The sequence below is a fragment of the Sorangium sp. So ce362 genome, assembly GCF_051519845.1.
In the GTDB taxonomy this organism is placed as follows: domain Bacteria; phylum Myxococcota_A; class Polyangia; order Polyangiales; family Polyangiaceae; genus Sorangium.
Genome location: NZ_CP150332.1, coordinates 7,748,511 through 7,772,480, shown reverse-complemented (window position 1 = coordinate 7,772,480; position 23,970 = coordinate 7,748,511). Strand labels below are relative to the sequence as shown.

The following is a 23,970-nucleotide window of genomic DNA, read 5'->3' as shown; positions in this document are numbered from 1 at the left end:
CGATGAACAGCCGGCCTCCGTTCCCGTCCAGCCCGCCGTCTCAGCCCTCGCCGTACCGTTACCTCGGTCGCGGCGGCGGCGAGCGCCCCGTGCGGCTGCAGATCATCATCGCGCTCGTCGCGGGGCTCATCCTCGTGGCGGTGCCGCTCTACCTCTGGCGCCGCCCGAAGCCTGAGTCGATCCCGTCCGCCGACGCCGCGACGGCCGACGCCGGCGCCTACGCCTGGGACGCGGGGGCGCTCGCCGACGCGGGCGCCGCGCTGGCCGAGGGCGTCAAGCTCTCGCCGTTCACCACGATCAAGTGCGAGAACCCCGGCCCGGGCACCACGCCGCCCGAGCGCTGCGATCACGTCACGTTCTTCGAGGACGCCCTCGCGCGCGCGATCCGCGACAACGTCCAGTGCGCCCCGTCCGGCAAGGCGAGCATCACGGTGAGCTTCGTCTTCGAGATGGACTTCCGGCGCAAGCGCACCAACATCTACGCCGGCAAGTCGACGACGGTGAACCGCGCGAAGACGAAGGAGCTGCTCCGCTGCGTGAAGCGCGCGATGCCGACGCCCGACTGGGGGACGATCCCGCACCAGTACGTGAAGTACAAGATCAACGTCATGGCGACGTACCCTGCCAGCGACTCCCTCTGAGGCGCGCGGCTCGTGCGGCGCGCGTCGATCGTGCTGATGCGCTGCGCGCCTTCGCTCCTCGGGGGGCTCATCGCGATCGCGGCGCAGGCGCAGGCGCAGCAGGGCGCGCCGGCTGCGCCGGCCGAGCCTCGGCGGCACGAGGGCTACTCGAGCTACGAGAGCGCCACGATCGAGCGCGCCCTGGCGCGGCTCGGCGCGACGCTCGATCCCGCCCCCGAGGGCAAGATCGTCGAGGGGATCGACGTGGTCCCGTTCGAGGTGATCGAGGACCGCGATCCCGCGCCGTCCTTCCTGAACTGGTTCCACGCGCTCTCGCGGCCGTACGTCATCCGGCGCGAGGTGCTGCTCGCGGTCGGGCGTCCCTACGCGCAGGCGCTCGCCGATGAGTCGGCGCGCAACCTGCGCGGCCTGAGCCAGGTGTCGCTCGTCCTCGTCTTCGCCGTGCGGGGCAGCGCGTCGGATCGGGTGCGGGTCGCGGTCGCCACCAAGGACGTCTGGAGCCTGCGCCTCAACACGGACTACCGCATCGCCGAGGGGGAGCTCGAGAAGCTCTTTCTGCAGGCCGCCGAGCAGAACCTGCTCGGCATCCACCACGCCGTCGCGGCGCAGCTCACGCTCGATCCCGGCGCGCTCTCGCTCGGCGTCGCCTACGCGATGCCGGGCATCGGGGGCAGCCACGTGCGGATGCGGACCGAGCTGAACGCGATCATCGATCGGAAGACCGGCGAGCTCGAGGGCACGCGCGGCGAGTTCGTGTACGGGCAGCCGCTCTACGCGACGGAGGCGGAGTGGGCCTGGGACGCCGAGGTCACCTGGCGCGACGAGGTGACCCGCCGCTTCATCGGCACGAAGCTCGCCACCTTCGACGCGAGCGCCACGACGGAGGACGACCGCATCCCGTACCTCTACCGGAGCGATCTCCTGGTGGGCGGCTACGCCGTCACGCGCAGCTTCGGCGCCGCCGCCTCGGCCGTGAAGCACGATTTCTCGGTGGGCATCGAGGCGAGCCGCAAGGTGTACCGCATGGTCGCGCCCGCGGGCTTCGCCCCGGCCGCGATCGCCGAGTTCGAGGCGCGCGTGATGCCGGTGAGCGACACCCGCGTCGCGCCGACGTTCAAGTACTCCACGTACTCGACCCGCTTCTCGCGCGTGCTCGACTTCAACACGCTCGCGCTTCAGGAGGACTACCGGCTCGGACACGAGCTCTCGATCGTGCTCTACCCGGTCACGACCGCGCTCAACTCCACCCGTAGCTTCCTCGGGGTCTCCGCCGCGGCGGCGTACACCGTCGCGCTCGGCGACGGCCTCGCGCGCGCGGTGGTCAAGAGCGTCACGGAGCTCGATCGCTCCCAGATCTTCGACGCCTCGATCGAGGCGCGCGCGCGCGTGCACACGCCGAGCTTCGGCGTCGGGCGGCTCGTGTTCGACGTGCGGCTGCTCGACCGCTACCGGAATTACCTCAACAGGCGGTCGCCGCTCGGCGGCGAGACGCGCCTCCGCGGGTACAAGTCGGCGGCGTTCATCGGCCAGGACGTGCTCTCCGCGAACCTCGAGCTCCGCACGCGCCCGGTGGAGATCTGGTCGTGTCAGCTCGCTGGCGCGGCCTTCTTCGACGCCGGCGACGCGTTCGACGACTACGACGAGCTGCGCCTCAAGCAGTCGGCGGGCTTCGGGCTCCGGGCCCTCTTCCCGCAGTTCAACCGCATCGTCACGCGCGTCGACTGGGGCTTCCCTCTCACGCGCGGCTACAGCGGGCCCGGTGCGATCCCGGGCATCATTGTCCTCAGCGCCGGTCAGGCGTTCCCGATGCTCCCTGCGGACGAGTAGGCGCGCCGTCGCGTCCGCGTGGCTCCTCCCCGGCCGGGGCGCCCCTCGGCGCCGCCGGGGCGGCGCTCGCCACCCGCGCGCGGTGGGCCGCGAACACCCCCCGGAGCGCGGGCGGCACCGGCTCCCGGTCGAGCGCCGCGAGCGTCTCCGCCGCCGGCCTGCCCGCGAGCAGCGCGTGCCAGGCCTGCTCGAGCGCGCCCCTGAGCCGCGCAGCGTCGTCCTTCGGCGGCTCCTGCCGCGTGCCCGGCCCGGCCGCCTCCGCGCCCGGGCCTCGCGCGCGCGTCTCATGAAACGCCTGCGCCGTGCTGCCCCGGTGTGTGTAGCGATCGCCCTCGAAGCCCGCGACGTCGAGGAGATCCGGCGCGATGGGATCCTCCTCGGCCACGTGGATCCGACCGGCGAGCTCCAGCGTGCCGTCGTGGTTGACGTCGAGCGCGAACCGCGGCGGCGTCGCGAGCTCGACGGCGTACCGGGCCGCGCCGAGCGGCTGTACGCCCCAGATCTCCAGCTCTCCCGCCTCGTTTCTGAGCACGACGTCCGGCGCGCCGTCGCGGTTGAGATCGGTCCCCGAGCGGAACGCCCCGAGCTGCTCCGTCGCGTCCGGCTGCGATCCCGGGAGGAGCGACGGTACCAGCTGGGTCGCCTGGCTGCGGTCCACGCGCCCGCTGTCGAGGGGCCCCGCGGCCATGACCACGCCGCGCGGGGTCGCCACGCGGACCGCCGAGGTGCGGCGCCCGAGCGCGTCGGTCCCGCGGTAGCCGCGCAGCACCACCTCGCCCCCGCGGCGCGGGAGCGCGCCGCGGAGCTCGACCTCGAGCTTCAGCCCGAGCTCGGCGGTCTCCACGTCGATGGCGCGCAGCTGAGCCTCGAGGTCCGGGGGCGCGACGTACGCGCCGAGGCGCGGCCTGCGCGCGGTGCCCCAGGGCGAGACCTGATGATCGCTGGCGCAGGCGATGAGCAAAACGCACATCGTCAGCGAGAGCTTTTCTGTTACCGTTCCCTTCCGCATGCGCCTGCTAGTCGCCGATAAGATGGATCTCTCGGCTCTGGAAGAGCTCAAGGTACTCGGGATCGAGATCGAGTCCCGGCCGGAGCTCACCAAGGACACGCTGCCGGCGGCCCTGGACGGGATCGGCATTCTCGTCGTTCGCTCGACGGAGGTCACCGCGAAGGCGATCGAGGCGGGCCGTCAGCTCAACCTGATCGTGCGGGCCGGGGTCGGCGTGGGCACGATCGACGTCGCGGCGGCGAGCGCGCGCGGCGTCTACGTGGCGAACTGCCCCGGCAAGAACGCGACCGCGGTGGCAGAGCTGACGATGGCGTTCATCCTCGCGCTCGACCGCCGGCTGGTCGACGCGACGTCCGAGCTCCGGGCCGGCCGCTGGGAGAAGACGAAGTACTCGGCGGCCCGGGGGCTGTTCGGCCGGCGGATCGGCATCGCGGGGCTCGGCGCGATCGGCCGCGAGGTGCTGGTGCGCGCCCGCGCCTTCGGGCTCGAGCCGCACGCCTGGTCGCGCTCGCTGACGCCGGGCCGCGCCGCCAAGCTCGACGTCAGCTACGCCCGGACCCTGGAGGACCTGGCTGCCCGCTCGGACATCTTCACCATCCACCTGACCGCCACCCCGCAGACGCGCGGCATCGTCGGCCGGAGCGTCCTCGAGGCGCTCCCCGACGGCGCGATCGTCGTGAACGCCGCGCGCCCGGAGGTCCTGGACTACGCCGCGCTCGAGGAGCTCATCCCGCGCAAGGGGCTGCGGGTCGGCCTCGACGTCTTCGCCGGCGAGCCCGACAGGGGCTCGGCGCCGTTCGAGTCGCACCTCCTCGCGCGGGGGCTCGTCTATGGGACCCCGCACATCGCCGCGCAGACGGAGCAGGCCCAGCGGGCCATCGCCCTCGAGACGGCCCGGATCATCCGCTCCTTCATGACGGAGGAGGAGCTGCCCAACGTGGTCAACATCTGCGCTACCTCGCCCGCTCGCTACGCGGTCGTCGTCCGGATGCTGGACAAGGTCGGCGTGCTCGCGAACACGCTCAGCGTCATGAAGCGGCACGGGATCAACATCGAGGAGATTTCAAATACCGTCTTCGATGGGGCCACTGCCACGTGCACGAAGATGCGGGTCTCCGGCCGGCCGAGCGAAGCCTGCCTGAAGGAAATCGCGGCGTTTGAGGAGGTCCTGCACGTGGATATCGTCGCGCTGCCGAATCTGGCGTAAGGCATCCCGCCCTCCGGCGGTGACGCGGCGCAGGCCAAGGCGGGGGCGAACCGGCGGGGAGATCCCCGGCCACGAGGGGGCGGTTTGCCCGTATCCCCCCTTGCATGAGGCCCAGCATTCGACTAGGTTGTCCGCCGACAACTAGGCGGATCCGCGAGCCGGGTTCCCAGTTCGGGAATCGGCTCTTTTTTTTTGGCGCAGGGGCGCCGGGCACCGTCGCTCGGGGTTCATGGCGCTGAAAGTTCCCGGATCCGCCAAGGGTGACGTCTCTCCCATGCCGCAACTGATGGAGCCTTCGACCGGAGCTGTGTTCGATCTCGGGCGCGTTCGCGACGCCCTCGCGCCGGTGCTTGCCACGCGCGGGGTCACGCTCGTCGACCTGGAGTGGACCACCGAGCGCGCGGGCTGGACGCTTCGGCTCACGATCGAGCGCGAGGGGGCGGCCGAGGTGGGCGGCGGCGTCACGCTGGAGGACTGCGTGGATGTGTCGCGCGACGTCTCCTCGGTCCTCGACGTCGAGGATCTCATACCCAACCATTACAACCTCGAGGTCAGCTCTCCGGGCCTCGACCGGCGGCTGCGCACACCGGCCGAGTTCGCCCGCTTCCTCGGCAAGACGGCGAAGGTGAAGCTGTCGCGCCCGGCGCCGGACGGCCAGCGGCTGCTCCGGGGCGAGCTCCTCACGGCTCCGGAGGGGCAGGTCGCGGTCCTGGTCGACGGCAAGCGGATCGAGGCGCCGTTTTCGGATGTCATCGAGGCGCGCCTCGTCTTCGAGCTCTCGTCGCAGCCCAAGCCCAAGAAGGGGCAGCGGCAGGGCAAGGAGACCGCTAAGGAGTCGGGGCCGACGAAGCGGCTCGCGGAGGCGGCTCCGCGACCGGCCTCAATGCGGAGCGCGCGCGGTTCCGAGAAGCGCAAGTAGAGAGAAGAAAGATCAGGAGACAGGGACGTCATGGCAACGATGGCAGCGATGCCGACCTCGGAGACGAGCCTCGGCAGCATCCTCGATCAGGTCGCGAAGGAGAAGGGGATCGACAAGAAGATCCTTGTCGAGACGATCGAGGCCGCGATCTTGAAGGCCGCGCAGAGCGTCTTCGGCCCGACCCGCGAGCTCGAGGCGCGCTTCAACGAGGACAGCGGGCAGATCGACCTCTTCCAGTACATGACCGTGGTCGAGGCCGTGGCGGAGCCGGAGCGCGAGATCTCCATCACTGACGTGGACAAGCTCAAGCTGGACGCGACCCTGGGCGAGGAGCTCGGTTTCCAGGTCTTCTGGCGCCCCGAGGACGCGGAGAAGGCGCGCGATCAGGACAAAGAGTACGGCGACATCCTGAAGCTCAAGCACGGCCGCACGACCTTCGGGCGCATCGCCGCGCAGACGGCGAAGCAGGTCCTGCTCCAGCGCGTGCGCGACGCCGAGCGCGATCTCATCTTCAATGAGTACAAGGATCGCAAGGGAGAGCTGATCCGCGGTATCGTGCGGCGGTTCGAGAAGGGCAACAACATCATCGTCGACATCGGCCGCACCGAGGGTGTGCTCACGTTCCGCGAGCAGACGCCGCGCGAGACGTACCGGCCGGGGGACCGCATCGTCGCGTACGTGAAGGACATCGATCGCGAGGCGCGCGGCCCGCAGGTCATCCTCTCCCGCTCCGATCCCCGGCTCGTCGAGAAGCTCTTCGAGGCCGAGGTCCCCGAGATCTACGAGGGCATCGTGCGGATCGTGTCGGTCGCCCGCGAGCCGGGCGCCCGCTCCAAGATCGCGGTGACCAGCCGCGACGCGGACGTCGACCCGGTGGGCGCGTGCGTGGGCATGAAGGGCTCGCGCGTGCAGGCCGTGGTCCAGGAGCTCCGCGGCGAGAAGATCGACATCGTGCCCTTCGACAGGGATCCGGCGCGCTACGTCATCGCCGCGATCCAGCCGGCCGAGGTGCACAAGGTGATCGTCGACGAGGCAGACGGGCGCATGGAGCTCGTGGTCCCGGACGAGAAGCTGTCGCTGGCGATCGGGCGCAAGGGCCAGAACGTGCGGCTCGCCGCGCAGCTGACGAACTGGAAGCTCGACATCATCAGCGAGACAAAGTTCAAGCAGATGGAGGAGGAGGCGATCTCCGCCCTGCAGCAGATTGACTGGGTGACCGAGCAGATCGCCAAGTCCATGTACCGGCTCGGCTTCCGTGCTCTGGAAGAGGTGAGCGAGGCCTCGGTCGAGGAGCTCGCCGCCATCCCGGGCCTCGGCGGCGCCGAGGCCGCCGAGCGCATCAAGGCGCAGGCGGACACGACGATGGAGCGGCTGCGTCAGGAGCGCATCCGTACCGCGAGCTCGCGCACCGAGCCCCTCACCGACCGCGAGCGGCTGATGTTCATCCGCGGCGTCGGCGAGCGGACGGTGGTGCTGCTCGAGGAAGCCGGGTACCGCAGCGTGGAGGACCTGCTGCGAGAAGACGAGGATCGGCTGGCGATCCGCACGGGCCTTGGCATCAAGAAGGCGCGCGCCATCAAGCAGGGCGCGCGGGACTTCGTCGAGAGCGAGCAGAAGGTGCTCGATGCAGCGCGGGCGGACATTCGCCGAGCCGCCGAAGCGAGACACGTGTAACGCGTTTCAAGGAGCGGGGTTCAGAGGACCGAGGATGGAATCAGCGGTGAGCAGACAGAACGACGCGGGTGAGCGCGAGCCCTTCGAGAGGGGGCGGGTGCGCACGTGCGTCGGTTGCGGGGAGCGCGTCGGCGTCGATGACGTCCGCGGCGCTCGTCCGCTCGTCCGGCTCATCCTCGGTCCCGGCGGCGTGATCGCGGTCGATCCGGGCGACGGCGGGTTCGGGCGGGGCGCGCATGTCCATCCGCAGCGGGACTGCGTGGCGGCCGCGGTCGCCCGGGGGCTCGCCCGTGCCGCCAAGGGACGGGTCCACGCGATCCGGGGAAATGTAGGCCCGGGCGCGGAGGGCGACGGCGATCAGGCCGCCCCGGGCGCGGAGCCGCTCACGGCCGTCTCGCTGGCGCGGGCGATCCGGGGGGCGACGGAGCGCCGGCTCCAGGGGCTCATCCGTGCGGCCGTCCGCTCTCGGAGCGTGGCGATCGGCGCCGATGCGGTCGTGGGGTCGTGCGAGCGGGGAGAGGCCGCGCTCCTGCTGGTCGCGTGCGACGCGCCGGCAGGCGCGGATCTACCCGAGGTGCGGCGGGCGATCGCGGCGGGGCGCGCTGTCGCATGGGGCACCCAACAGGTGCTCGGCTCCCTGGCGGGCCGCGAGAGCGGCGTGGCGGTGATGGCCATCTCCTCGGCGCCGCTCGCGGTCGCCGTCGCGCACGCAGCGCACGTCGTGGACACCTGCGCCCGCATCGAGCGGGGCGAGGGCGCCGCGGAGGGCGGGCGTGGCAGCTCCGGTCGAAGGGGGCGGTCGGCGCGCAACGCGGCTGTCCGGTCGGAGGCAGGTGGGGGCCCCGAACGACGGAAGGCTGCGTCCGGCCATGCTGGCCCGGCCCCTCGCCGTGGATCGGGGAGGGCGGGGGTGGACGTCGAGCACCTCAGCGCTGGCGTTCGGCCGGCGTCCGAGGGGGGCGGGGAAAAACCTGACAGCCCGGCGGGCGGGCTTGCTGGCCGCGACGAGCGGCTGGCGTCAAAGAGTGGGTCCGGTCGGCTTCTTGCAATCGCGCGGGGCACCGGGGAAGGCGGCCCGGTCGGGGGCACGGCGGCGAGGTCCGGTTCTACCGGACGCGCCACGACGGTGGACAGAGTGGCCGCAACGGGTCGCCCGCGCGGATGGGTGAAGCGGATTGGTTAACGTGGAGCGAGGTGCATGAGCAAAGTCCGGGTCTACGAGGTCGCCAAGCAGCTGAACATGGACCAGAAGACGCTGGTCGCGCTCTTCCAATCCATGGGTATTGGCGACGTGCGCAATCACATGAGCGCCGTCGAATCCGACGTCGTCGAGCGGGTTAAGCGGCACCTCGAGCGGCAGAAGTCGCCTGAGGTGGTGGAGGAGCGGATCCGCCCCACGGTCGTAAAGCGCCGTGCTCGGCCTGGGGCCGATCCCGAGCCGTCGTCGCCGGGCCGCGGGCCGGATCCGGAGGCGCCGGTGCGCGCCGCTCCGGAGCCGGCGCCTTCGCGGCCTGCGGCTGCGTCCGTTGCTGCTCCCCCGCCGCACGAGCGCGTTGCTCAGGAAGAAGAGGCGCTGGTCCATCGCCCCGCTCCACCGCCCGCCGCTTCCATCGCATCGCCCCCGCCGCCGGCTCCTGAGCCGGTGGTCGCCGCGAGCCCGCGCGAGCCAGCGCCCGCGCCCAGCGCACCTGCCCCGGCAGCGCCGCCCGTTGCGGTAGCGCCGGCAGCGCCGCCGCCTCCGGCGGCTCCCGCTCCCGCAGCACCCGCGTCTGCCGCGGCGTCCGCGCCCGCGCTCGCGGAGGAGACGAAGGTGACCTCGCCCGAGCCGAAGCCTGCTCCGTCCGCCGCCGCCGCGGCGCCATCTGCCGCCGCCGTCGCGCCGGCCCCTGCCGAGTCGGCGCCTGCCGCGCCGGCCCCCGCCGCGGTTGCGCCCTCACCGGCGCAAGCGCCTGCTCCCGCCGCGCCTGCAGCGCCCGCGCCCACCGCGGCGCAGGCGACTGCGCCGGCTCCGGCGAAGCCTGCAGCGCCCGCGCCTGCCGCAGCGACCGCGTCCACCGCGGCGCCTGCGCCGGCCCGGACACAGGCCGCCTCGGTGCCTGCCCCGGCGCAAGGGGCGTCTCGGTCGACGCAGCCGCCCTCCACGCCGCATCGGCCTTCCGGTCCGGCGCACCACCCTGCGTCGTCCGCGGCCCGCCCGGGATCCCGGCCGACAGCGCCGCCCGCATCGGCGTCCGCGGCCAAGCCGGAGGACGCGGCGGGCGCGAGCCAGGCGCCGCGCCGGCCGTCCTCGCCGCCGAAGACCGGCATCGAGGTGTGGCAGGGGCGCCCCGGCGTCACGATGCCTGCTGCCCGCACCGGCACGCCGCCGGCGCGGCGCACGACCTACGATCCGCGTGCGAACGCCCAGCAAGCGCGCCCCGGCGGTCCCAGCTTCGGTCCAGGCGGCCGGCCCATGGGCGGCCGGAACACGCGTCCGGGGATGTTCGGGCGGCCGCGCCCGGGCTCTCTCCCGCGCAAGCCGGTCCAGGTCTCCACGCAGGAGATGGCCTCGCACAAGAAGGTCATCAAGATCGAGGAGCAGGTCACCCTCCAGCAGCTCGCCGCGAAGATGAGCCTGAAGGCCACGGACGTGCTCATGCGACTCCTGTCGATGGGCATGACGGGCGTGAACATCAACAGCACGCTCGACGCCGAAACAGCCAAGATCCTCGCGAGCGAGTTCGGCTGGAGCGTCGAGGACGTGGCCGTCAGCGAGCAGGACACGCTGACCGCGGCCATGCAGGCCGGCACCGAGGCCGACGAGGAGTTCGAGAACCGTCCGCCCATCGTCACCGTCATGGGTCACGTCGACCATGGCAAGACGTCGCTGCTCGACAGGATCCGGAAGGCCACCGTCGCCGAGGGCGAGGCGGGCGGGATCACCCAACACATCGGCGCTTACCGCGTCGACACGCCGCGCGGGACGATCGCCTTCCTCGACACGCCGGGTCACGAGGCGTTCACGGCGATGCGCGCCCGCGGCGCCTCGCTCACCGACATCGTGATCCTGGTGGTCGCGGCCGACGATGGCGTGATGCCCCAGACAAAGGAGGCGATCTCGCATGCGCAGGCCGCGAAGGTGCCGATCATCGTCGCGGTGAACAAGATCGACAAGCCGGGCGCCGACGAGGACAAGATCAAGCGCGACCTCGCCGCGCTCGGGCTGCAGCCCGAGGAATGGGGCGGCGAGACGATGTTCTGCAGCGTGTCGGCGAAGCTGGGGCAGGGCATCGACCAGCTCCTCGAGTCGGTCCTGCTCCTCGCCGAGGTCCAGGACCTCCGCGCCAACCCGAAGAAGCGCGCCAGCGGCACCGTCATCGAGGCCTTGCTCGATCGTGGCCGCGGGCCGGTCGCGCGCGTCATGGTCCAGGACGGCACGCTCCGCACGGGCGACATCCTCCTGGCCGGCGCCGCGTGGGGCAAGGTCCGGGCGATGACCGACGAGCTCGGGCGCTCCGTCGCCGAGGCCGGCCCGGCGACGCCCGTCGAGGTCCTCGGCCTGGCCGAGGTGCCGAGCGCGGGCGATCCCGTCCACGCCGTCAAGGACGGGAAGACCGCGGAGGAGATCGCCGAGACCCGCCGCAAGAAGGCGTCGAAGACGCTGATCCCGCAGGACTCGCGCGTCTCGCTCGAGTCGATCACGAAGAACCTGCAGGAGGCCGATCAGCTCGAGCTCAAGCTGATCATCAAGGGCGACGTGCAGGGCTCGGTCGAGGCGATCACCCACGCGCTGGCGAAGCTCACGACCGAGAAGGTGAAGGTCACGATCGTGAACGGCGCCGTCGGTGGCATCACCGAGGGCGACGTCAACCTGGCGGTAGCGTCGAAGGCGATCATCGTCGGCTTCAACGTCCGATCGGCCGGCAAGGCGGGCGCTCTGGCCGAGAACGAGGGCGTCGAGATCCGGCTCTACAACATCATCTACAACGCCGTCGACGACATCCGAAGCGCGATGGAGGGGCTCCTCCCCGCGACAAAGGTGGAGAAGGTCCTCGGCCGCGCCGAGGTTCGCCAGGTCTTCAAGATCACGAAGGCGGGCACGGTCGCCGGCTGCATGGCCGTGAGCGGCTCGGTCAAGCGCACCGCCGAGGCGCGCCTGATCCGGGACAACGCCGTCATCTGGACGGGGCGCCTCTCGGGGCTGCGCCGCTTCAAGGACGACGTGAAAGAGGTGGTCGAGGGGTTCGAGTGCGGTATCTCGCTCGACGGCTACTCGGACATCAAGGAGCGCGACCTCATCGAGAGCTTCGAGATCGAAGAGATCAAGACGAAGCTCTGAGCCGCTAGATGTTCGTCGGCGTTCTCCGTCTCCGCCTCGATATCGTCGGGGCCCGCTCCCTCAAGGACAAGCGCAGCGTGGTGCGATCCTTGAAGGAGCGGGCGCAGAGCCGGATGCGCGTGTCGATCGCGGAGGTCGGCGTGCTCGACGATCCGAGGCGGGCGACGCTCGGCGTCGCGGTCGTCTCGAACTCGGCGGCCATGTGCGACAAGGTCCTCGCGGACGTGGCCGCGATGGCCGGATCGCTGCCCCACGCCGTCCTCAGCGACCGGGCGACCGAGATCGTGCCGTTCGGTGAGGGAGGAGCGGGGGTGCAGGGCGGCATCGAGCAGGCGCTCGATCGCGAGGACAGGGATCTGGGAGCGGCCTCCGACATGTTCGAGGACGCAGAGGACGACGAATGAGCGGCACGGTGAAGCGGGCGACGCGGGTCGCAGAACGGCTCCGCGAGGACCTGTCCAACCTGCTCCGGGAGATGCGCGATCCGCGCATCGCCGGCGTGCTCGTGTCGCGCGTGGAGATCACCGACGATCTGCAGAGCGCGAAGATCCACGTGCGCCACGAGTTCGGGGCGGAGGACGCGGCGTCGCGCCGCGCCCTGCTCAAGGGCCTCGAGGCGGCGTCGGGCCGGCTGCGCAGGGACGTCGCCCGCACGATGGGCCTGCGCGTCGTGCCGACGCTGCGCTTCTTCTACGACGAGGGCCCCGACGCCGAGCGGCGGATCGATGAGCTGCTCCGGGAGATCAAGGAGGAGCCAGGAACCCCGCGCTCGTAGCGCCGGGGCCGGGCAGCGCCGCGCGCTCTCCGGGCGCGATCACCGCGGGATGAGCCGCTCGATCGCCTGCGCGGGCTCGAGGTCGAAGCGCCACGGCCCCACCTTCGTCGGGGCGTCGAGCGCCGTCTTCAGCGCGCGGAGGAACTCGCGCCGCGACCACTCCACGGCGCCGAAGCGTTCCAGGTGCTCCGTGTACACCTGGCAGTCCACCAGCGTGAAGTCCCAGGCGACGAGGTTCCCGAGCAGCGTCGCGAACGCGACCTTCGAGGCGTCGGGCGCGCGCGCGAACATCGATTCGCCGAAGAACATGCGCCCCAGCGACACGCCGTAGAGGCCGCCGACGAGCTCGCCGTTCGACCAGGCCTCGATGCTGTGCGCGACCCCGGCGGCGTGCAGCGCCGTGTATCCGTCGACGAGCTCCTCGGTGATCCACGTGCCGCTCTGCCCGGGCCGCGGCGACGCGCTGCAGGCCCGCATGACGTCCGCGAACGCCGTGTCGGTCCGGACCTCGAGCTCGCCCCGGCGCACCCGCTTGCGCAGCGAGTGCGGGATGTGCGCCTCGCGCGGCGGCAGGACGAAGCGCGGATCCGGGGAGAACCAGAGCAGCGGTAGCCCCTCGTGGGGCCACGGGAAGATGCCCCGGCGGTAGCCGGTCAGCAGCCGCTCCGGCGAGGCCTCGCCGCCCACGGCCACGATCCCCTCGGGGGTCGCGCGCTCGGGCGGAGGAAAGTCGAGCTTGCTCGTGAGCACCGGGACGCGCATCGCTGTGACCTCGAATCCTCCCACCAGAGCCTGCGGTTGCAAAGAGGCGCTCTGCGCGCCGCGCGCTCAGGACGCGCACACATAGTCGGAGCCCTCGACGAAGCCGCGCGCGGCGAGGTGAGCGCGGATGAGCGCGCGCGCCCCCCGCGCCCCCACGGCGACGACGAGGGTCTGCGCGCCCCGCGAAAGCCGCGACGGGTCGACGATCGGCGCCCCCTGCGCGATCCGGCCGATCTTGCGCGGATCGATGTCCACGAACCGCTCGGGCGTCACGCCGTTCCGGGCGAGCGCCCTCGCCAGCCGCCGGCCGGTCTTGCCCGCGCCCCACACCGCCACGGGGCGCGCCGAGCCGAGCTTTCTCGCGAGGTAGTGCGCCTTTGCCTCGAGGAAGCGCGCGATCGCGTACCGCGGATCCGCGAACGTCGCCCGGCCCTCGCGGTGCCGCCAGCGCAGGCCGAGCTCCGGGAGCTTCGCCATCCGCGCGCCGGCGGCGTCGAGGCGCAGCCACAGGTCGTAGTCCTCCGCCCAGGGGGTCTCACGGAACCCGCCGACCTGCTCCAGCGCGCTCCGCCGCAGCATCACCGACGGGTGACACAGCGGGGATTCCACGAACATCTCCCGCGCGTGGTCCTCGGGCGTGAGGATCGAGTTCAGCCAGTCCACGTAGCGGAGCATGCCCTCGCCGATCGGCCCCGCCGCGAACGCCTCGACGCGGGCCCCGACGACGCCGAGCCCTGGATCCCGCCGGAGCGCCTCGACCTGCCGCGCGAGGCGCCCGCCGACCGAGATGTCGTCGCCATCCATGCGCGCGATGAGCTCGCCGCGCGCGGCCTCCGTCGCGCGCGAGAGCGCCCGCGCGATCCCCACGCCGCCCGTCGCGATCGGAACGACACGGGGGTCGCGCTGCGCGATGCGCGCGACGCTGGCCGGGCCGGCGTCGGTGGAGCCGTCGTCCACGGCGATCACCTCGAGATCGACCTCGCGCTCGGCGAGCACGCTCTCCAGCGCCTCCTCGATCGTCGCCTCCGCCTGCCGGTACGGGAGCAAGACGGAGACGAGCGGCGCCATGCCGAGACCATGGCGGCGCGCCGGCGCAGCGTCCACAGGAAGGGAGCGCCGCCCGCGGCTCGCCGGCGGGGCGCGTCGGCGCGGCGAGCCGCGATGCGCGGTACCGGGCGGGCGCCGATACGGCCCGCGTCAGGCGGCCCGCGTCAGAGATCGCGGGCCAGCCGGATGCCGCTCATCTGCCACCGAGCGTCCGGCGGGAAGAAATTCCGGTACGTCGCGCGGACGTGCGTCGCCGGGGTCGCGCAGGAGCCGCCGCGCAGCACGAGCTGGCCGCTCATGAACTTGCCGTTGTACTCGCCGAGCGCTCCGGGCCACGGGCGAAAGCCGGGATAGGGCGCATACGCGCTCGACGTCCATTCCCACACGTCGCCGAGCAGCTGTCGCGGGGCTCCCGGTCGCGACGGCGCGCTCGCGGGCTCCGGGTGAAAGCGCCCGCGCTCGGCGAAATTCCCCGGTGGCGCCACGCCGGGCGAGGTGCTGCCAGGGACCTCCTCGGCGCCGGAGAGCGCGCCCTGCGCGGCCGTCTCCCACTCGGCCTCTGTCGGGAGCCGCGCGCCTGCCCAGCGGGCGTAGGCGTCGGCCTCGTAGTGGCTCACGTGGCAGACGGGCTCATCGAGGTCCACCTCGCGGAGCCCGTGGAGCGTGAACAGCTGAGCCCCTCCGTCCCGATGCTCCCAGTAGAGCGGCGCCTCCCACCGGTTCGCGGCGACCGCATCCCAGCCGCTCGATAGCCAGAGCTCCGGCCGTGCGTACCCGCCGTCCTGCATGAACCTGAGATACTCGCCGCACGTCACCGGCCGCTCCGCGAGCGCGAACGCGCCCACGAACACGCGGTGCCGCGGCGTCTCGTTGTCGAACGCGAACGCGCCCCCGCCGTCGCCGATCCAGCGGACGCCCTCGGCGTGCTCCACGAAGCGGAGCTCCCCGGCAGCTCCGCCGCTGCTCCGGCCCGGCGGCGCGCCGCCGAAGATCGCGGGGCGCAGCGGGTTCTGCGCCATCGCGTGCTTCAGATCGGTCAGGATCAGCTCCTGGTGCTGCTGCTCGTGGTGCAGCCCCACCTCGATCGTGAAGGCGAGATCGAGGTGCTGGCCCGCGCCGATCTCGTCGAGGAGCTCGCGCATCCTCTCGTCCACGTGGCGCCGGTAGCGGTAGATCTCCTCCACCGTCGGGCGCGACAGGATCCCGCGCCGCGGGCGGCAGTGCCGCTCGCCCACGGTCACGTAATACGAGTTGAAGAGGTACCCGAACCGCGGGTGAAAGGGCGCGTATCCGGCGCGCTCGCCGAGCACGAACGTCTCGAAGAACCACGTCGTGTGCGCGACGTGCCACTTCACCGGGCTCGCGTCCGGCATCGACTGGATGACGTAATCCTCGGCGCAGAGCGGCGCGCAGAGCGACTCCGTGAACGCCCGGACGGCGTCGTACCGCGCCCTCAGCCTGCCCGCGACGCGCTCTGGCTGTTCCATCGCGTTCCTCTGGGGTCCTTCGTCTCCACGAGAGGTGTCGCCGCGGCGACCGGGAGCGGGCACCTAGCGCTTCTTGAAGTCGCCGAGGTGCGTGATGTACCAGCGACCCTGCCAGGAGATGATCGTGTGGACATCGAGGCTCGCCGGCTTGCCGTCGATCTCGTACTTCAGCTTGCCGTGGAAGGAGCGGTAATAGCCGATCTTGTTGACCTCGTCGCCCGGAGGCACCCACTTCGGCCTGGAGCCGACCTCGAAGCCGACGAGCTGCGCGCCTTCCCAGCTCTTGCGCTTCCGGTGCATCGCCTTCACGTCGTTCGCGTAGGCGGCGTGGAGGTTGTCCCAGTACTTGCCGGGATCCTTCACGTCCTTGAGCGGGATGAACGGCTCTTTGGGGAACCAGAAGGGATCGGCCAGCGCCGGCTCGTTCTTCACGATGGCGTCGAACAGCGCCCTGGCCCGCGCCGTGAGCTCCTCGCTCTCGAGCGGCGGCAGGATCTTGTTCGTCGCGAGGGCGGTCGCCGTGGCGCCGGCATCCGCGCCAGGGACAGGCGGCGATCCCGGCGGGGATGACCCGTCCGTCGCTGCCGCCTCGGCCGCCGTGCGAGCACCCCCATCCTGCGGCGGGCCTGGCGCACCTGCGTCTTCCGGCGGCGGCGCCGCCTCGGCCGCGCCCGCCGCCGCCGTGGGCGCGGCGGCGGCCGAGGGGGGCCGGGCGCTCTCGACGGGCTGGGCGTCCGGCACCGGGGTGGGCGCCGCGCAACCCGTCATCACCGCGAGCGCGCCCACGACGACGTGCTTCATCATGCGCGTGCCCTATCGCACCGCCCCGGCGCCGACAAGCGACCCCGGGGCGCGGCCGTGCGCCGGACCCGCCCGACGGCGGGCCAGGCTCACTTCTCCACGATGATGAACTGCACGCGCCTGTTCTTGGCCTTGTTCGCGGGCGTGACGTTCGGCGCGACCGGGCGGTCCTGTCCGTAGCCCTTCGCGAGCAGCCGCGAGGCGTCCACGCCGGCCCTGGCCAGCCAGGCGCGCACCGAGTTCGCCCGGGCCTCGCTGAGGGTCTGGTTGTGCTCACGTCCGCCCGTGTTGTCGGTGTGCCCCTGGATCTCGACCTTGCGGATGTTCGGGTTCCGCTGGAGCACGTCCGCGATCTCCTCCATCAGCGCGTTCGAGTCGCCCAGGATCTTCGCCGAGTCGGTCTCGAAGTGGATCTGCCGCGAGATCTTGATCTCGTTGCCCTGCACCTTCACGAGCGAGACCTTCGGCCGCTTGTTCACCGTGAGCGCGGCGCGCGTGTCCTCGCTCGTCCGGACGTCGGCCTGGTTGACGTGGTTCATGTATCCCTGCGCCTCGACCTTGAGCGTCACCGCGCCGGCCGGCAGATCCGGGAAGCGGAAGGCGCCGCTCGCGTCGGCCGTCGCCGTCTGCTCGCGGCCCGCCGCGTCGACAAGCCGGATCGTCGCGCCGGCGACCGCGTCCCCGCTCTCCGCGTCCTTCACCGTCCCGACGATGTTGCCCGTCTTGGGCAGCGCTTCGAGCGAGCAGTCGACGTCCACGAAGGTCGGCCCCTGCGGCTGCGCCGCGCTCGGTGCAGCGCCGGGCAACCCCGGCTGCGGGCCGAAGGGCCCCGGCTGCCCGGGCTGCGGGCCGAAGGGCCCCGGCTGCGGGCCGAAGGCGCCGGGCTGTCCGGGTTGCGGGCCGAAGGCGCCGGGCTGTCCGGCCTGCGGGCCGAAGGCGCCGGGCTGCGGACCGAAGGCGCCGGGCTGCGGGCCGAAGGCGCCGGGTTGCGGGCCGAAGGCGCCGGGCTGCGGGCCGAAGGCGCCCGGCTGCGGGCCGAAGGCGCCCGGCTGTCCGGGTTGCGGGCCGAAGGCGCCGGGTTGCGGGCCGAAGGCGCCCGGCTGCCCCGGTTGCGGGCCGAAGGCGCCGGGCTGTCCGGGCTGCGGGCCGAAGGCGCCGGGCTGCGGGCCGAAGGCGCCGGGCTGCCCCGGTTGCGGGCCGAACATGCCGGGCTGCCCCGGCGCCGCCCCGCCGGCGGGGAGGGTCGCCTGGCAGGTGCCCGGCTTGTAGCCGTTCGCCCGGATGTTGAATGTGTATGTCCCCGGCTCGAGGTGCCGCGTGAGGAAGCGGCCATCCGGACCGGTCGCGTACGGCGGCTGGGGCGCGCCATCGACCGTCACGATGGCGTCGGCCACCGCCGCGTCGGGCCGGTTCTGCTCGTGCACGAAGCCGCGCACGAAGCTCTGCGGCGCCGGCACGAGCTGCGGCGGCTCCTTGATGATCTGCGGCGCAGGGGCCGGCGGCGGCGCCTTCTGCTTCGTGTCGTAGGCGTAGCCGATCCCGAGATACAGCGTCCACGGCGCCTGCGGCGCGACCTCCTCGATGAACACGGAGGTCGCCGACAGGCCGAGGTCGAACGCCGCATGCCCGGAGAGCCCGCGGAACGCCTTCTCGAACGGTGTCACCCGCACGCCGAGCGACAGCCGCGACGGCGCCGCGGCGTAGCCCGGCCCGCCCTGGCTCTGGGGGTCGGGCGACGCGAAGTCGTCGAGCCCGAGACAGACGTCGCCGCGCGACACGCGGCTCGTGTGGCACTCGTAACCCTGCCGGTTCACCGGGATGTCGAGCGTGTACTCGAGGTACGGCTGCACCTTCGGCAGCGGCACCTCGACGCCGAGGTGGGTCTGGAAGAAGTCGACCCGGTTGATGCCGAGCCCGAACCGCTCGATGCGCGAGATCGGCTGCCGATCACGCTCGTCAGTGAACGCCTTGGCCCGCTCCTTCTCGACCTCCTCCACGAGCTTGCCGGAGTTGTCGACCTTGTAGCCGAGGTTCACGTTCACCCGCAGCGGGAACCCCTTGCCCTGCGGCTTGCGCAGATCGAGCGTCGCGAGCCCGCGGAAGACCGCGCTCGTGCCGCCGCCGGCGAGGCCCACGTCGCCCGTGCCGTTGAGCAGCAGCAGCTGCGCCTCGCCGCCGAAGGTGAACGGCTTGCCGATCTTCGGGGGCGTGAACGCCTTCACGCCGAGCGTCGTGTCGCCGAGCACCTGCAGCAGCCGCGGGCGGCCCTGGTCGTTCGCGTTCGCGAACGTGCGGATTGAGGCGTAACCTTCGAGGAAGGGCAGGGGGGTCGCGTTCAGCGTGAAGAACGCCCCCACGTGGCTCGCCGAGTCCTCCTGCGCGTCGGGGCCGCAGGTGATCGGGTGGCCGGCGAGCGTCGACTCGGCCGGATCGCAGAGGAAGCCGCTCGTCGAGAACCAGTCGAGCAGGAACGACACCCGGAAGGTGCCCGGCGCGCCCGAGCCCGCGTACGACGTCCTGAGCAGGCCGGTCGACCCCCACAGGTTCGGCTGCGCGGCGAGCGAGAGCGCGCGCTCCTCCTCGTCCCACGCGGTGGAGCGCGGCGCCGTCGCGCCAGCCTGGAGGCCCTGATCGCCGGCGGACGCCTGCGCACCGAAGGAGAAGCTCGCGTCCGGCGGCGGCTGCCCCGGCTGCTGCCCGAACTGCGGCGGCGTGTCGCCCGGAAAACCCGGCTGAAAGCCCGGCTGCGGGCCGAACTGCGGCGGGGCGTCGCCCGGAAAGCCCGGCTGAAAGCCCGGCTGCGGGCCGAACTGCGGCGGTGACGCGTCGCCCGGAAAGCCCGGCTGCGGCCCGAAAGGACCGGGCTGGGCGGGAGGAGGCTGGGGCCCGAACGAGCCAGGCGGCTGCGCCGGCTGGCCCGGAGGTGGCTGCGGTCCGAAGGGCGGCTGCGGCTGCTGCGCCTCGGCAGCGCCCGCGAGCGTGAGCGAGCCGGCGAGCGGCAGCGCCGTGAGCGCAGCGCGCCGGAGCCTGTCGGCGAACACCTTCCGAAGCGTATGCATCGAGCCTCATCCGCGAGATCGAACAAGGAAACGCCCGCCAATCGGGACGGTGGAGACCTCGCGCGCGGCCCGTTGTACCACTCCGGGCCGCACACGAAACAGCGGTTTTCTTCGGCGGCAGCTCCTCGACAGGCCGCGCCGCACGCCTCGATAAGTGCGGCCTCGCCGCGCCGGTGAGGTCCGGTCGTTCGGCCTGCTTCGCGCCTCGTTTCTGCGGCGGGCTCGGCGTTCTGCGCGTTCTGCGCGCACGCGGCGCCGGCGACCCGGTCGCAAACGTGCTCGACCGCGGCGCCCCGAGCGACGGCGCCCCTCCCCGGGGCGACGGCGCTCCTCGGCCGAGGCCGAGCAGTCGCCCAATTCTGCGGGCACGCATGCTAGGAAAGCCATCACCATGGCATCCCGCGGGCGCATCCTGATCGTCGATGACGAGGCCAACGCGCGCGCGGCGCTCTCCGAGATCCTCCGCGAGGAGGGATACACGACCGAGACCGCGGCCGATGGCTTCAAGGCGCTCGGCAAGCTCGAGGAGTTCGCGCCCGATGTGGTCCTGACCGACCTGAAGATGCCGGGGCTCGACGGCATCCGGATGATGGAAAAGGCTCAGCTCGCGCTGCCGGACGCGACGTTCGTCGTCATGACGGCGTTCGGCACCATCTCGAGCGCCGTCGAGGCGGTGAAGAAGGGCGCGTACAACTATCTGACGAAGCCGCTCGATTTCTCGGTGCTCGCTGTCGTGGTCGAGCGCGCGGTGGAGCGGGCGCGGCTGCTCCAGGAGAACTCGCGCCTGCGCGAGCGGCTGCGCGAGCGCAACGCGTTCGGCCACGTGATCGCGAGCCATCCGAGCATGGCGAAGCTCCTCCGGCTGGTCGAGCAGGTGGCGCCGAGCCGCGCGAGCGTGCTGATCGTGGGCGAGACGGGCACGGGCAAGGAGCTCATCGCCGAGATGATCCACCGCGCGAGCCCGCGGTCGAAGGCGCCGCTCGTCCGGCTGAACTGCGCTGCCCTGAGCGAGTCGCTCCTGGAGAGCGAGCTGTTCGGCCACGAGCGCGGCGCCTTCACGGGCGCCGTCGGCCGCCGCGAGGGCCGCTTCGAGCAGGCGAACGGCGGCACCCTGTTCCTGGACGAGGTGAGCGAGATCCCGCTCGCCACGCAGGTGAAGCTGCTGCGCTTCCTGCAGGAGCGCACGTTCGAGCGGGTCGGCGGCAACGAGACCCTCAAGGTCGACGTGCGGATCCTCGCCGCGTCGAACCGCGACCTGCGCCAGCGCATCGCCGAGGGCCTGTTCCGGGAGGATCTCTACTACCGGCTCAACGTCGTCACCCTGGAGATCCCGCCGCTCCGCGAGCGCCGGAGCGACATCCCCGAGCTCGCGACGTTCTTCCTGGGCCGCTATGCGCAGGAGAACGGCAAGCGGATCGATGGCTTCACGGACGAGGCGCTGTCGGCGCTGACGAGCTACTCGTTCCCCGGCAACGTGCGCGAGCTGGAGAACGCGATCGAGCGGGCGGCGGTGCTCTGCGACGGCGCGCGCATCGAGCTCCGGCACCTGCCGGCGCAGATGGGGTCCGAGCCGGCCGAGGCGTCCGACGCGATGCCGCGCGTCCCCGGGAGCACCATCTACGACCTGGAGCGTTACGCGATCCTGCGCACGCTCGAGGCGTGCAAGGGCTCGACCTCGAAGGCAGCGACGATCCTCGGGATCAGCCCGCGCAAGATCCAGTACAAGCTGCACGAGTACAGCGCGGCCGGGCGTGGCCGGGCGCGGCCGGGAGACGGCGCGTCCGGCGAGAGCCCCGAGGGTGAGGAGGGCGCATGAGCAGCGGTGCCGGATCGATCGTCGAGGAGCGCGGCGGGCGCGCCGTGCCGGCCGGTGCCGGCGGGGAGGCGCTGGACGGCGAGCTGCTGATCGACGTCCGCGGCCTCCTCAAGACGTTCCAGGTGGGCTTCTTGCGCCGGAAGGCGGTCGAGGCGGTCAAGGGAGTGAGCTTCGGCGTGCGCCGCGGCGAGATCTTCGGCTTTCTCGGGCCGAACGGCGCCGGCAAGACGACGACGATCAAGATGCTGACGGGCCTCATCGCCCCGACCGGCGGTGAGGCGTACCTGTTCGGCGCGCGCGTGCCGTCGCCCGAGGCGCGCCGGAAGATCGGCTTTCTGCCGGAGAACCCGTACGTGTATCCCTACCTCACCCCGCGCGAGTTCGTTGAGCTCTGCGGCCGCCTGTCCGGGATGCGCGGCGCGGCGCTGCGCAGGCGGACGATGGAGGTGCTCGATCAGGTGAAGATCGCGTACGCCGCGGATCGGCAGGTGCGCCGGCTGTCGAAGGGGATGCTGCAGCGCACGGGGCTGGCCGCCGCGCTTGTCGCCGATCCCGAGATGCTGATCCTGGACGAGCCCATGAGCGGCCTCGATCCGGTGGGCCGCAAGGAGGTGCGCGATCTCATCTTTGCGGAGCGCGATCAGGGCCGGACGATCTTCTTCTCGACGCACATCCTGAGCGACGTCGAGGCGATGTGCGATCGCGTGGCGATCCTGCGCGAGGGCCACGTGGTGGTGAGCGGCGCGATCCGGCAGCTCCTGCGGGGCGACGTGCTGCGCACCGACGTCACGCTGGCGGGCGCGAGCCCGGCCCTCCTCGAGGAGCTCGGCGCGCTGGGCTTCGCGACCACGCGCCGCGGCGACGTCGTGATGGTCGACGTGGAGGGCGAGGCGGGCGTGCGCGAGGTGCTTCAGCGCTCGCTCGCCGCGGGCGCCCAGGTGGTCGAGGTGACGCCGCGCCGCGAGACGCTCGAGGACCTCTTCATGCGCCGCGCCCTCTGAGCGAGCCTCGCGCTGCGCCGTGGATGGGGAGGAGAGGGGGGCGCTAGGCCGTGGCGCCGGCGACGTCCTGCTTGGCCGCCTCGATGATCTCGAGCGCATAGGCCTCGATGGTCGATGCGTCCTCGCCCTCGACCATGACGCGCAGCTTCGGCTCCGTCCCGCTCCACCGCACGAGGATGCGCCCCTTGTCCCCGAGCGTCTTCTCGATGCGATCGACCGCGATCCGCGTCCGCTGCATGCTGTCGAGCGGCATCCGCGTCGAGAACGTCGCGTTCTCCAGCACCTGAGGCACCCGCTGCATCGCGCTCGAGGCGAGCTCGCTCAGCGGCTTGTCCTCCTCCATCATGATCGCGAGCACCTGCAGCGCCGCCACGATGCCGTCGCCCGTCGTCGCGTGGTCGAGGAAGATGAGGTGCCCCGACTGCTCGCCGCCGAACGAGTAGCCGCCGTTCCGCATCGCCTCGACGACGTAGCGGTCCCCGACCGCCGTCCGCACGACGTGCCCGTTCTGGGCCTTGAGCGCGCGCTCGAGGCCGAGGTTCGACATCACCGTCGTCACGATCGTGCTCCGCGGCAGCTTGCCGATGCGCAGCATCCTGAGCGCGCAGAGCGCCATGATCGCGTCGCCGTCCACGACCTGGCCGCGCTCGTCGACCATGATCACCCGGTCCGCGTCGCCGTCGAGCGCGATGCCGATCGCCGCGCCCCGCTTGAGCACCTCGGTCGTCACGTTCTCCGGGTGCAGCGCGCCCGTCTCGCGGTTGATGTTGCGGCCGTTCGGCTTCACGCCGAGCGCGGTCACGTGCGCGCCGAGCTCGGTGAACACCGAGGGCGCCACGCGGTAGGCCGCCCCGTGCGCCGCGTCGACGACGATCTTCACGCCGTCGAGCGACAGCGCCGTGGGGAACGTGCTCTTGCAGAACACGACGTACCGCCCCCGCGCGTCGTCGAGCTTCACCGCGCTGCCGATCGCCGCCCCCACCACCCGGGCCTCGTCGAGCTCGTGGCTCTCCATGAGCCGCTCGATCTCCTCCTCGGCGGTGTCGGGCAGCTTGTAGCCGTCGGGCCCGAAGATCTTGATGCCGTTGTCCTGATACGGGTTATGGCTCGCGCTGATCACGACCCCGGCGTCGGCCCGCATGCTCTGCGTGAGCTGCGCGACCGCCGGCGTCGGGATCGGCCCGCTCAGCATCACGCGGCCGCCCATGGCGCACACGCCGGACGCGATCGCGGTCTCCAGCATGTAGCCGGACAGCCGCGTGTCCTTCCCGATCACCACCCGCACCTGCCGCGACTTCCCGTGGCTCGCGACGAAGGCGATCGCCCGCCCGAGCCGCAACGCCATCTCGGGCGTCATCGGCGGCTGGTTCGCCACGCCGCGCACCCCGTCGGTGCCGAAGAGCTTGCGCCCCCCGGAGGCCTTCTGTGGTGCGCCCGTCGCCGACGGAGCGCCCTCCCTATGATCCTTCTTGGTGTGCTTCGGCACGGTCCCTCTCTGTGGGTCTGGGCTGAGGAGACCACCCTTAGCAACCTTTGCCAAGACAGCCTACGGCCAACTGCCGGCGCGGCGACCCTGGGCTCATCGTTCCGGTCTCGATGCGGTCGCTCATCGCGCCGCTTCCGTGCG

At 72.1% G+C, this 23,970-nt stretch carries 18 protein-coding genes; 11 read left to right on the top strand and 7 right to left on the bottom strand.

Going from position 1 to position 23,970, the window contains the following annotated elements; all coding sequences use genetic code 11:
* The first annotated feature begins 2 nt into the window (after window positions 1–2).
* On the top strand, window positions 3–641 hold the full coding sequence (locus WMF17_RS29675) for a hypothetical protein (protein WP_437644338.1): 639 nt from the start codon (window positions 3–5) through the stop codon (window positions 639–641).
* A 12-nt stretch (window positions 642–653) separates the two neighbouring features.
* Window positions 654–2,468, top strand: coding sequence for a hypothetical protein (locus tag WMF17_RS29670; RefSeq protein ID WP_437644337.1), 1,815 nt, complete (start codon window positions 654–656; stop codon window positions 2,466–2,468).
* Here the strand turns inward: WMF17_RS29670 and WMF17_RS29665 are convergent.
* The gene (locus WMF17_RS29665) at window positions 2,425–3,438 is read right to left on the bottom strand and encodes an FG-GAP repeat domain-containing protein (RefSeq protein ID WP_437644336.1); all 1,014 of its coding nucleotides are present in this window, start codon (window positions 3,436–3,438) and stop codon (window positions 2,425–2,427) included. The genes WMF17_RS29670 and WMF17_RS29665 overlap by 44 nt on opposite strands.
* Window positions 3,439–3,499: 61 nt before the next feature.
* Between WMF17_RS29665 and WMF17_RS29660 the strand changes: the two genes are divergently transcribed.
* From WMF17_RS29660 to rbfA, 7 genes are all read left to right on the top strand, one after another.
* Entirely contained in the window at window positions 3,500–4,684 is a 1,185-nt protein-coding gene (locus tag WMF17_RS29660; RefSeq protein WP_437596536.1) for a phosphoglycerate dehydrogenase, read from the top strand.
* Between the two features lie 274 nt (window positions 4,685–4,958).
* Complete coding sequence (rimP, locus tag WMF17_RS29655) at window positions 4,959–5,603, top strand: ribosome maturation factor RimP (protein ID WP_437596535.1); 645 nt, start codon at window positions 4,959–4,961, stop codon at window positions 5,601–5,603.
* Between the two features lie 30 nt (window positions 5,604–5,633).
* Window positions 5,634–7,277, top strand: a complete 1,644-nt coding sequence (gene nusA / locus WMF17_RS29650; RefSeq protein WP_437574324.1) for a transcription termination factor NusA — start codon at window positions 5,634–5,636, stop codon at window positions 7,275–7,277.
* 46 nt (window positions 7,278–7,323) lie between these two features.
* Entirely contained in the window at window positions 7,324–8,460 is a 1,137-nt protein-coding gene (locus WMF17_RS29645) for a DUF448 domain-containing protein (protein ID WP_437596534.1), read from the top strand.
* Window positions 8,461–8,475: 15 nt separating this feature from the next.
* Entirely contained in the window at window positions 8,476–11,595 is a 3,120-nt protein-coding gene (gene infB / locus WMF17_RS29640; protein WP_437596533.1) for a translation initiation factor IF-2, read from the top strand.
* A gap of 8 nt (window positions 11,596–11,603) precedes the next feature.
* The gene (locus tag WMF17_RS29635) at window positions 11,604–11,999 is read left to right on the top strand and encodes a DUF503 domain-containing protein (RefSeq protein ID WP_437596532.1); all 396 of its coding nucleotides are present in this window, start codon (window positions 11,604–11,606) and stop codon (window positions 11,997–11,999) included.
* Window positions 11,996–12,370 carry a 30S ribosome-binding factor RbfA gene (gene rbfA, locus WMF17_RS29630; RefSeq protein ID WP_437596531.1) on the top strand — a complete coding sequence of 125 codons (375 nt, stop codon included), beginning with the start codon at window positions 11,996–11,998 and terminating at the stop codon, window positions 12,368–12,370. The genes WMF17_RS29635 and rbfA overlap by 4 nt, the downstream gene beginning before the upstream one ends.
* A gap of 39 nt (window positions 12,371–12,409) precedes the next feature.
* On the opposite strand, the gene aat is transcribed toward rbfA, so the two are convergent.
* The 5 genes from aat to WMF17_RS29605 form a co-directional block, all read right to left on the bottom strand.
* A complete protein-coding gene (gene aat, locus WMF17_RS29625; RefSeq protein ID WP_437596530.1) occupies window positions 12,410–13,132 on the bottom strand; it encodes a leucyl/phenylalanyl-tRNA--protein transferase in 723 nt (240 codons plus the stop codon).
* Window positions 13,133–13,198: 66 nt separating this feature from the next.
* Window positions 13,199–14,200: a glycosyltransferase gene (locus WMF17_RS29620; protein ID WP_437596529.1), complete on the bottom strand. Its 1,002-nt coding sequence runs from the start codon at window positions 14,198–14,200 to the stop codon at window positions 13,199–13,201.
* Window positions 14,201–14,343: 143 nt separating this feature from the next.
* On the bottom strand, window positions 14,344–15,666 hold the full coding sequence (egtB, locus tag WMF17_RS29615; protein ID WP_437596528.1) for an ergothioneine biosynthesis protein EgtB: 1,323 nt from the start codon (window positions 15,664–15,666) through the stop codon (window positions 14,344–14,346).
* Window positions 15,667–15,729: 63 nt separating this feature from the next.
* Window positions 15,730–16,470, bottom strand: coding sequence for a hypothetical protein (locus WMF17_RS29610; RefSeq protein ID WP_437596527.1), 741 nt, complete (start codon window positions 16,468–16,470; stop codon window positions 15,730–15,732).
* Between the two features lie 86 nt (window positions 16,471–16,556).
* On the bottom strand, window positions 16,557–19,526 hold the full coding sequence (locus WMF17_RS29605) for a carboxypeptidase regulatory-like domain-containing protein (protein WP_437596526.1): 2,970 nt from the start codon (window positions 19,524–19,526) through the stop codon (window positions 16,557–16,559).
* Window positions 19,527–19,917: 391 nt separating this feature from the next.
* On the opposite strand from WMF17_RS29605, the gene WMF17_RS29600 reads away from it, so the two are divergent.
* Together WMF17_RS29600 and WMF17_RS29595 are read left to right on the top strand one after the other, a co-directional pair.
* Window positions 19,918–21,342, top strand: coding sequence for a sigma-54-dependent transcriptional regulator (locus WMF17_RS29600; RefSeq protein WP_437644335.1), 1,425 nt, complete (start codon window positions 19,918–19,920; stop codon window positions 21,340–21,342).
* On the top strand, window positions 21,339–22,343 hold the full coding sequence (locus tag WMF17_RS29595) for an ATP-binding cassette domain-containing protein (protein ID WP_437644334.1): 1,005 nt from the start codon (window positions 21,339–21,341) through the stop codon (window positions 22,341–22,343). The genes WMF17_RS29600 and WMF17_RS29595 overlap by 4 nt, the downstream gene beginning before the upstream one ends.
* A gap of 43 nt (window positions 22,344–22,386) precedes the next feature.
* On the opposite strand, the gene glmM is transcribed toward WMF17_RS29595, so the two are convergent.
* The gene (glmM, locus tag WMF17_RS29590) at window positions 22,387–23,829 is read right to left on the bottom strand and encodes a phosphoglucosamine mutase (RefSeq protein WP_437596523.1); all 1,443 of its coding nucleotides are present in this window, start codon (window positions 23,827–23,829) and stop codon (window positions 22,387–22,389) included.
* Between the last annotated feature and the right edge of the window lie 141 nt (window positions 23,830–23,970).

Excerpts from the sequence above, each read along its gene's own strand:
- WMF17_RS29620 (WP_437596529.1), bottom strand. The coding sequence starts at position 14,200 with ATGGCGCCGCTCGTCTCCGTCTTGCTCCCGTACCGGCAGGCGGAGGCG.
- WMF17_RS29665 (WP_437644336.1), bottom strand. The coding sequence starts at position 3,438 with ATGTGCGTTTTGCTCATCGCCTGCGCCAGCGATCATCAGGTCTCGCCC.
- WMF17_RS29660 (WP_437596536.1), top strand. The coding sequence starts at position 3,500 with ATGGATCTCTCGGCTCTGGAAGAGCTCAAGGTACTCGGGATCGAGATC.
- WMF17_RS29610 (WP_437596527.1), bottom strand. The coding sequence starts at position 16,470 with ATGATGAAGCACGTCGTCGTGGGCGCGCTCGCGGTGATGACGGGTTGC.
- rbfA (WP_437596531.1), top strand. The coding sequence starts at position 11,996 with ATGAGCGGCACGGTGAAGCGGGCGACGCGGGTCGCAGAACGGCTCCGC.
- egtB (WP_437596528.1), bottom strand. The coding sequence starts at position 15,666 with ATGGAACAGCCAGAGCGCGTCGCGGGCAGGCTGAGGGCGCGGTACGAC.
- rimP (WP_437596535.1), top strand. The coding sequence starts at position 4,959 with ATGCCGCAACTGATGGAGCCTTCGACCGGAGCTGTGTTCGATCTCGGG.
- infB (WP_437596533.1), top strand. The coding sequence starts at position 8,476 with ATGAGCAAAGTCCGGGTCTACGAGGTCGCCAAGCAGCTGAACATGGAC.
- WMF17_RS29600 (WP_437644335.1), top strand. The coding sequence starts at position 19,918 with ATGGCATCCCGCGGGCGCATCCTGATCGTCGATGACGAGGCCAACGCG.
- WMF17_RS29635 (WP_437596532.1), top strand. The coding sequence starts at position 11,604 with ATGTTCGTCGGCGTTCTCCGTCTCCGCCTCGATATCGTCGGGGCCCGC.
- WMF17_RS29595 (WP_437644334.1), top strand. The coding sequence starts at position 21,339 with ATGAGCAGCGGTGCCGGATCGATCGTCGAGGAGCGCGGCGGGCGCGCC.
- WMF17_RS29675 (WP_437644338.1), top strand. The coding sequence starts at position 3 with ATGAACAGCCGGCCTCCGTTCCCGTCCAGCCCGCCGTCTCAGCCCTCG.
- aat (WP_437596530.1), bottom strand. The coding sequence starts at position 13,132 with ATGCGCGTCCCGGTGCTCACGAGCAAGCTCGACTTTCCTCCGCCCGAG.
- WMF17_RS29605 (WP_437596526.1), bottom strand. The coding sequence starts at position 19,526 with ATGCATACGCTTCGGAAGGTGTTCGCCGACAGGCTCCGGCGCGCTGCG.
- nusA (WP_437574324.1), top strand. The coding sequence starts at position 5,634 with ATGGCAACGATGGCAGCGATGCCGACCTCGGAGACGAGCCTCGGCAGC.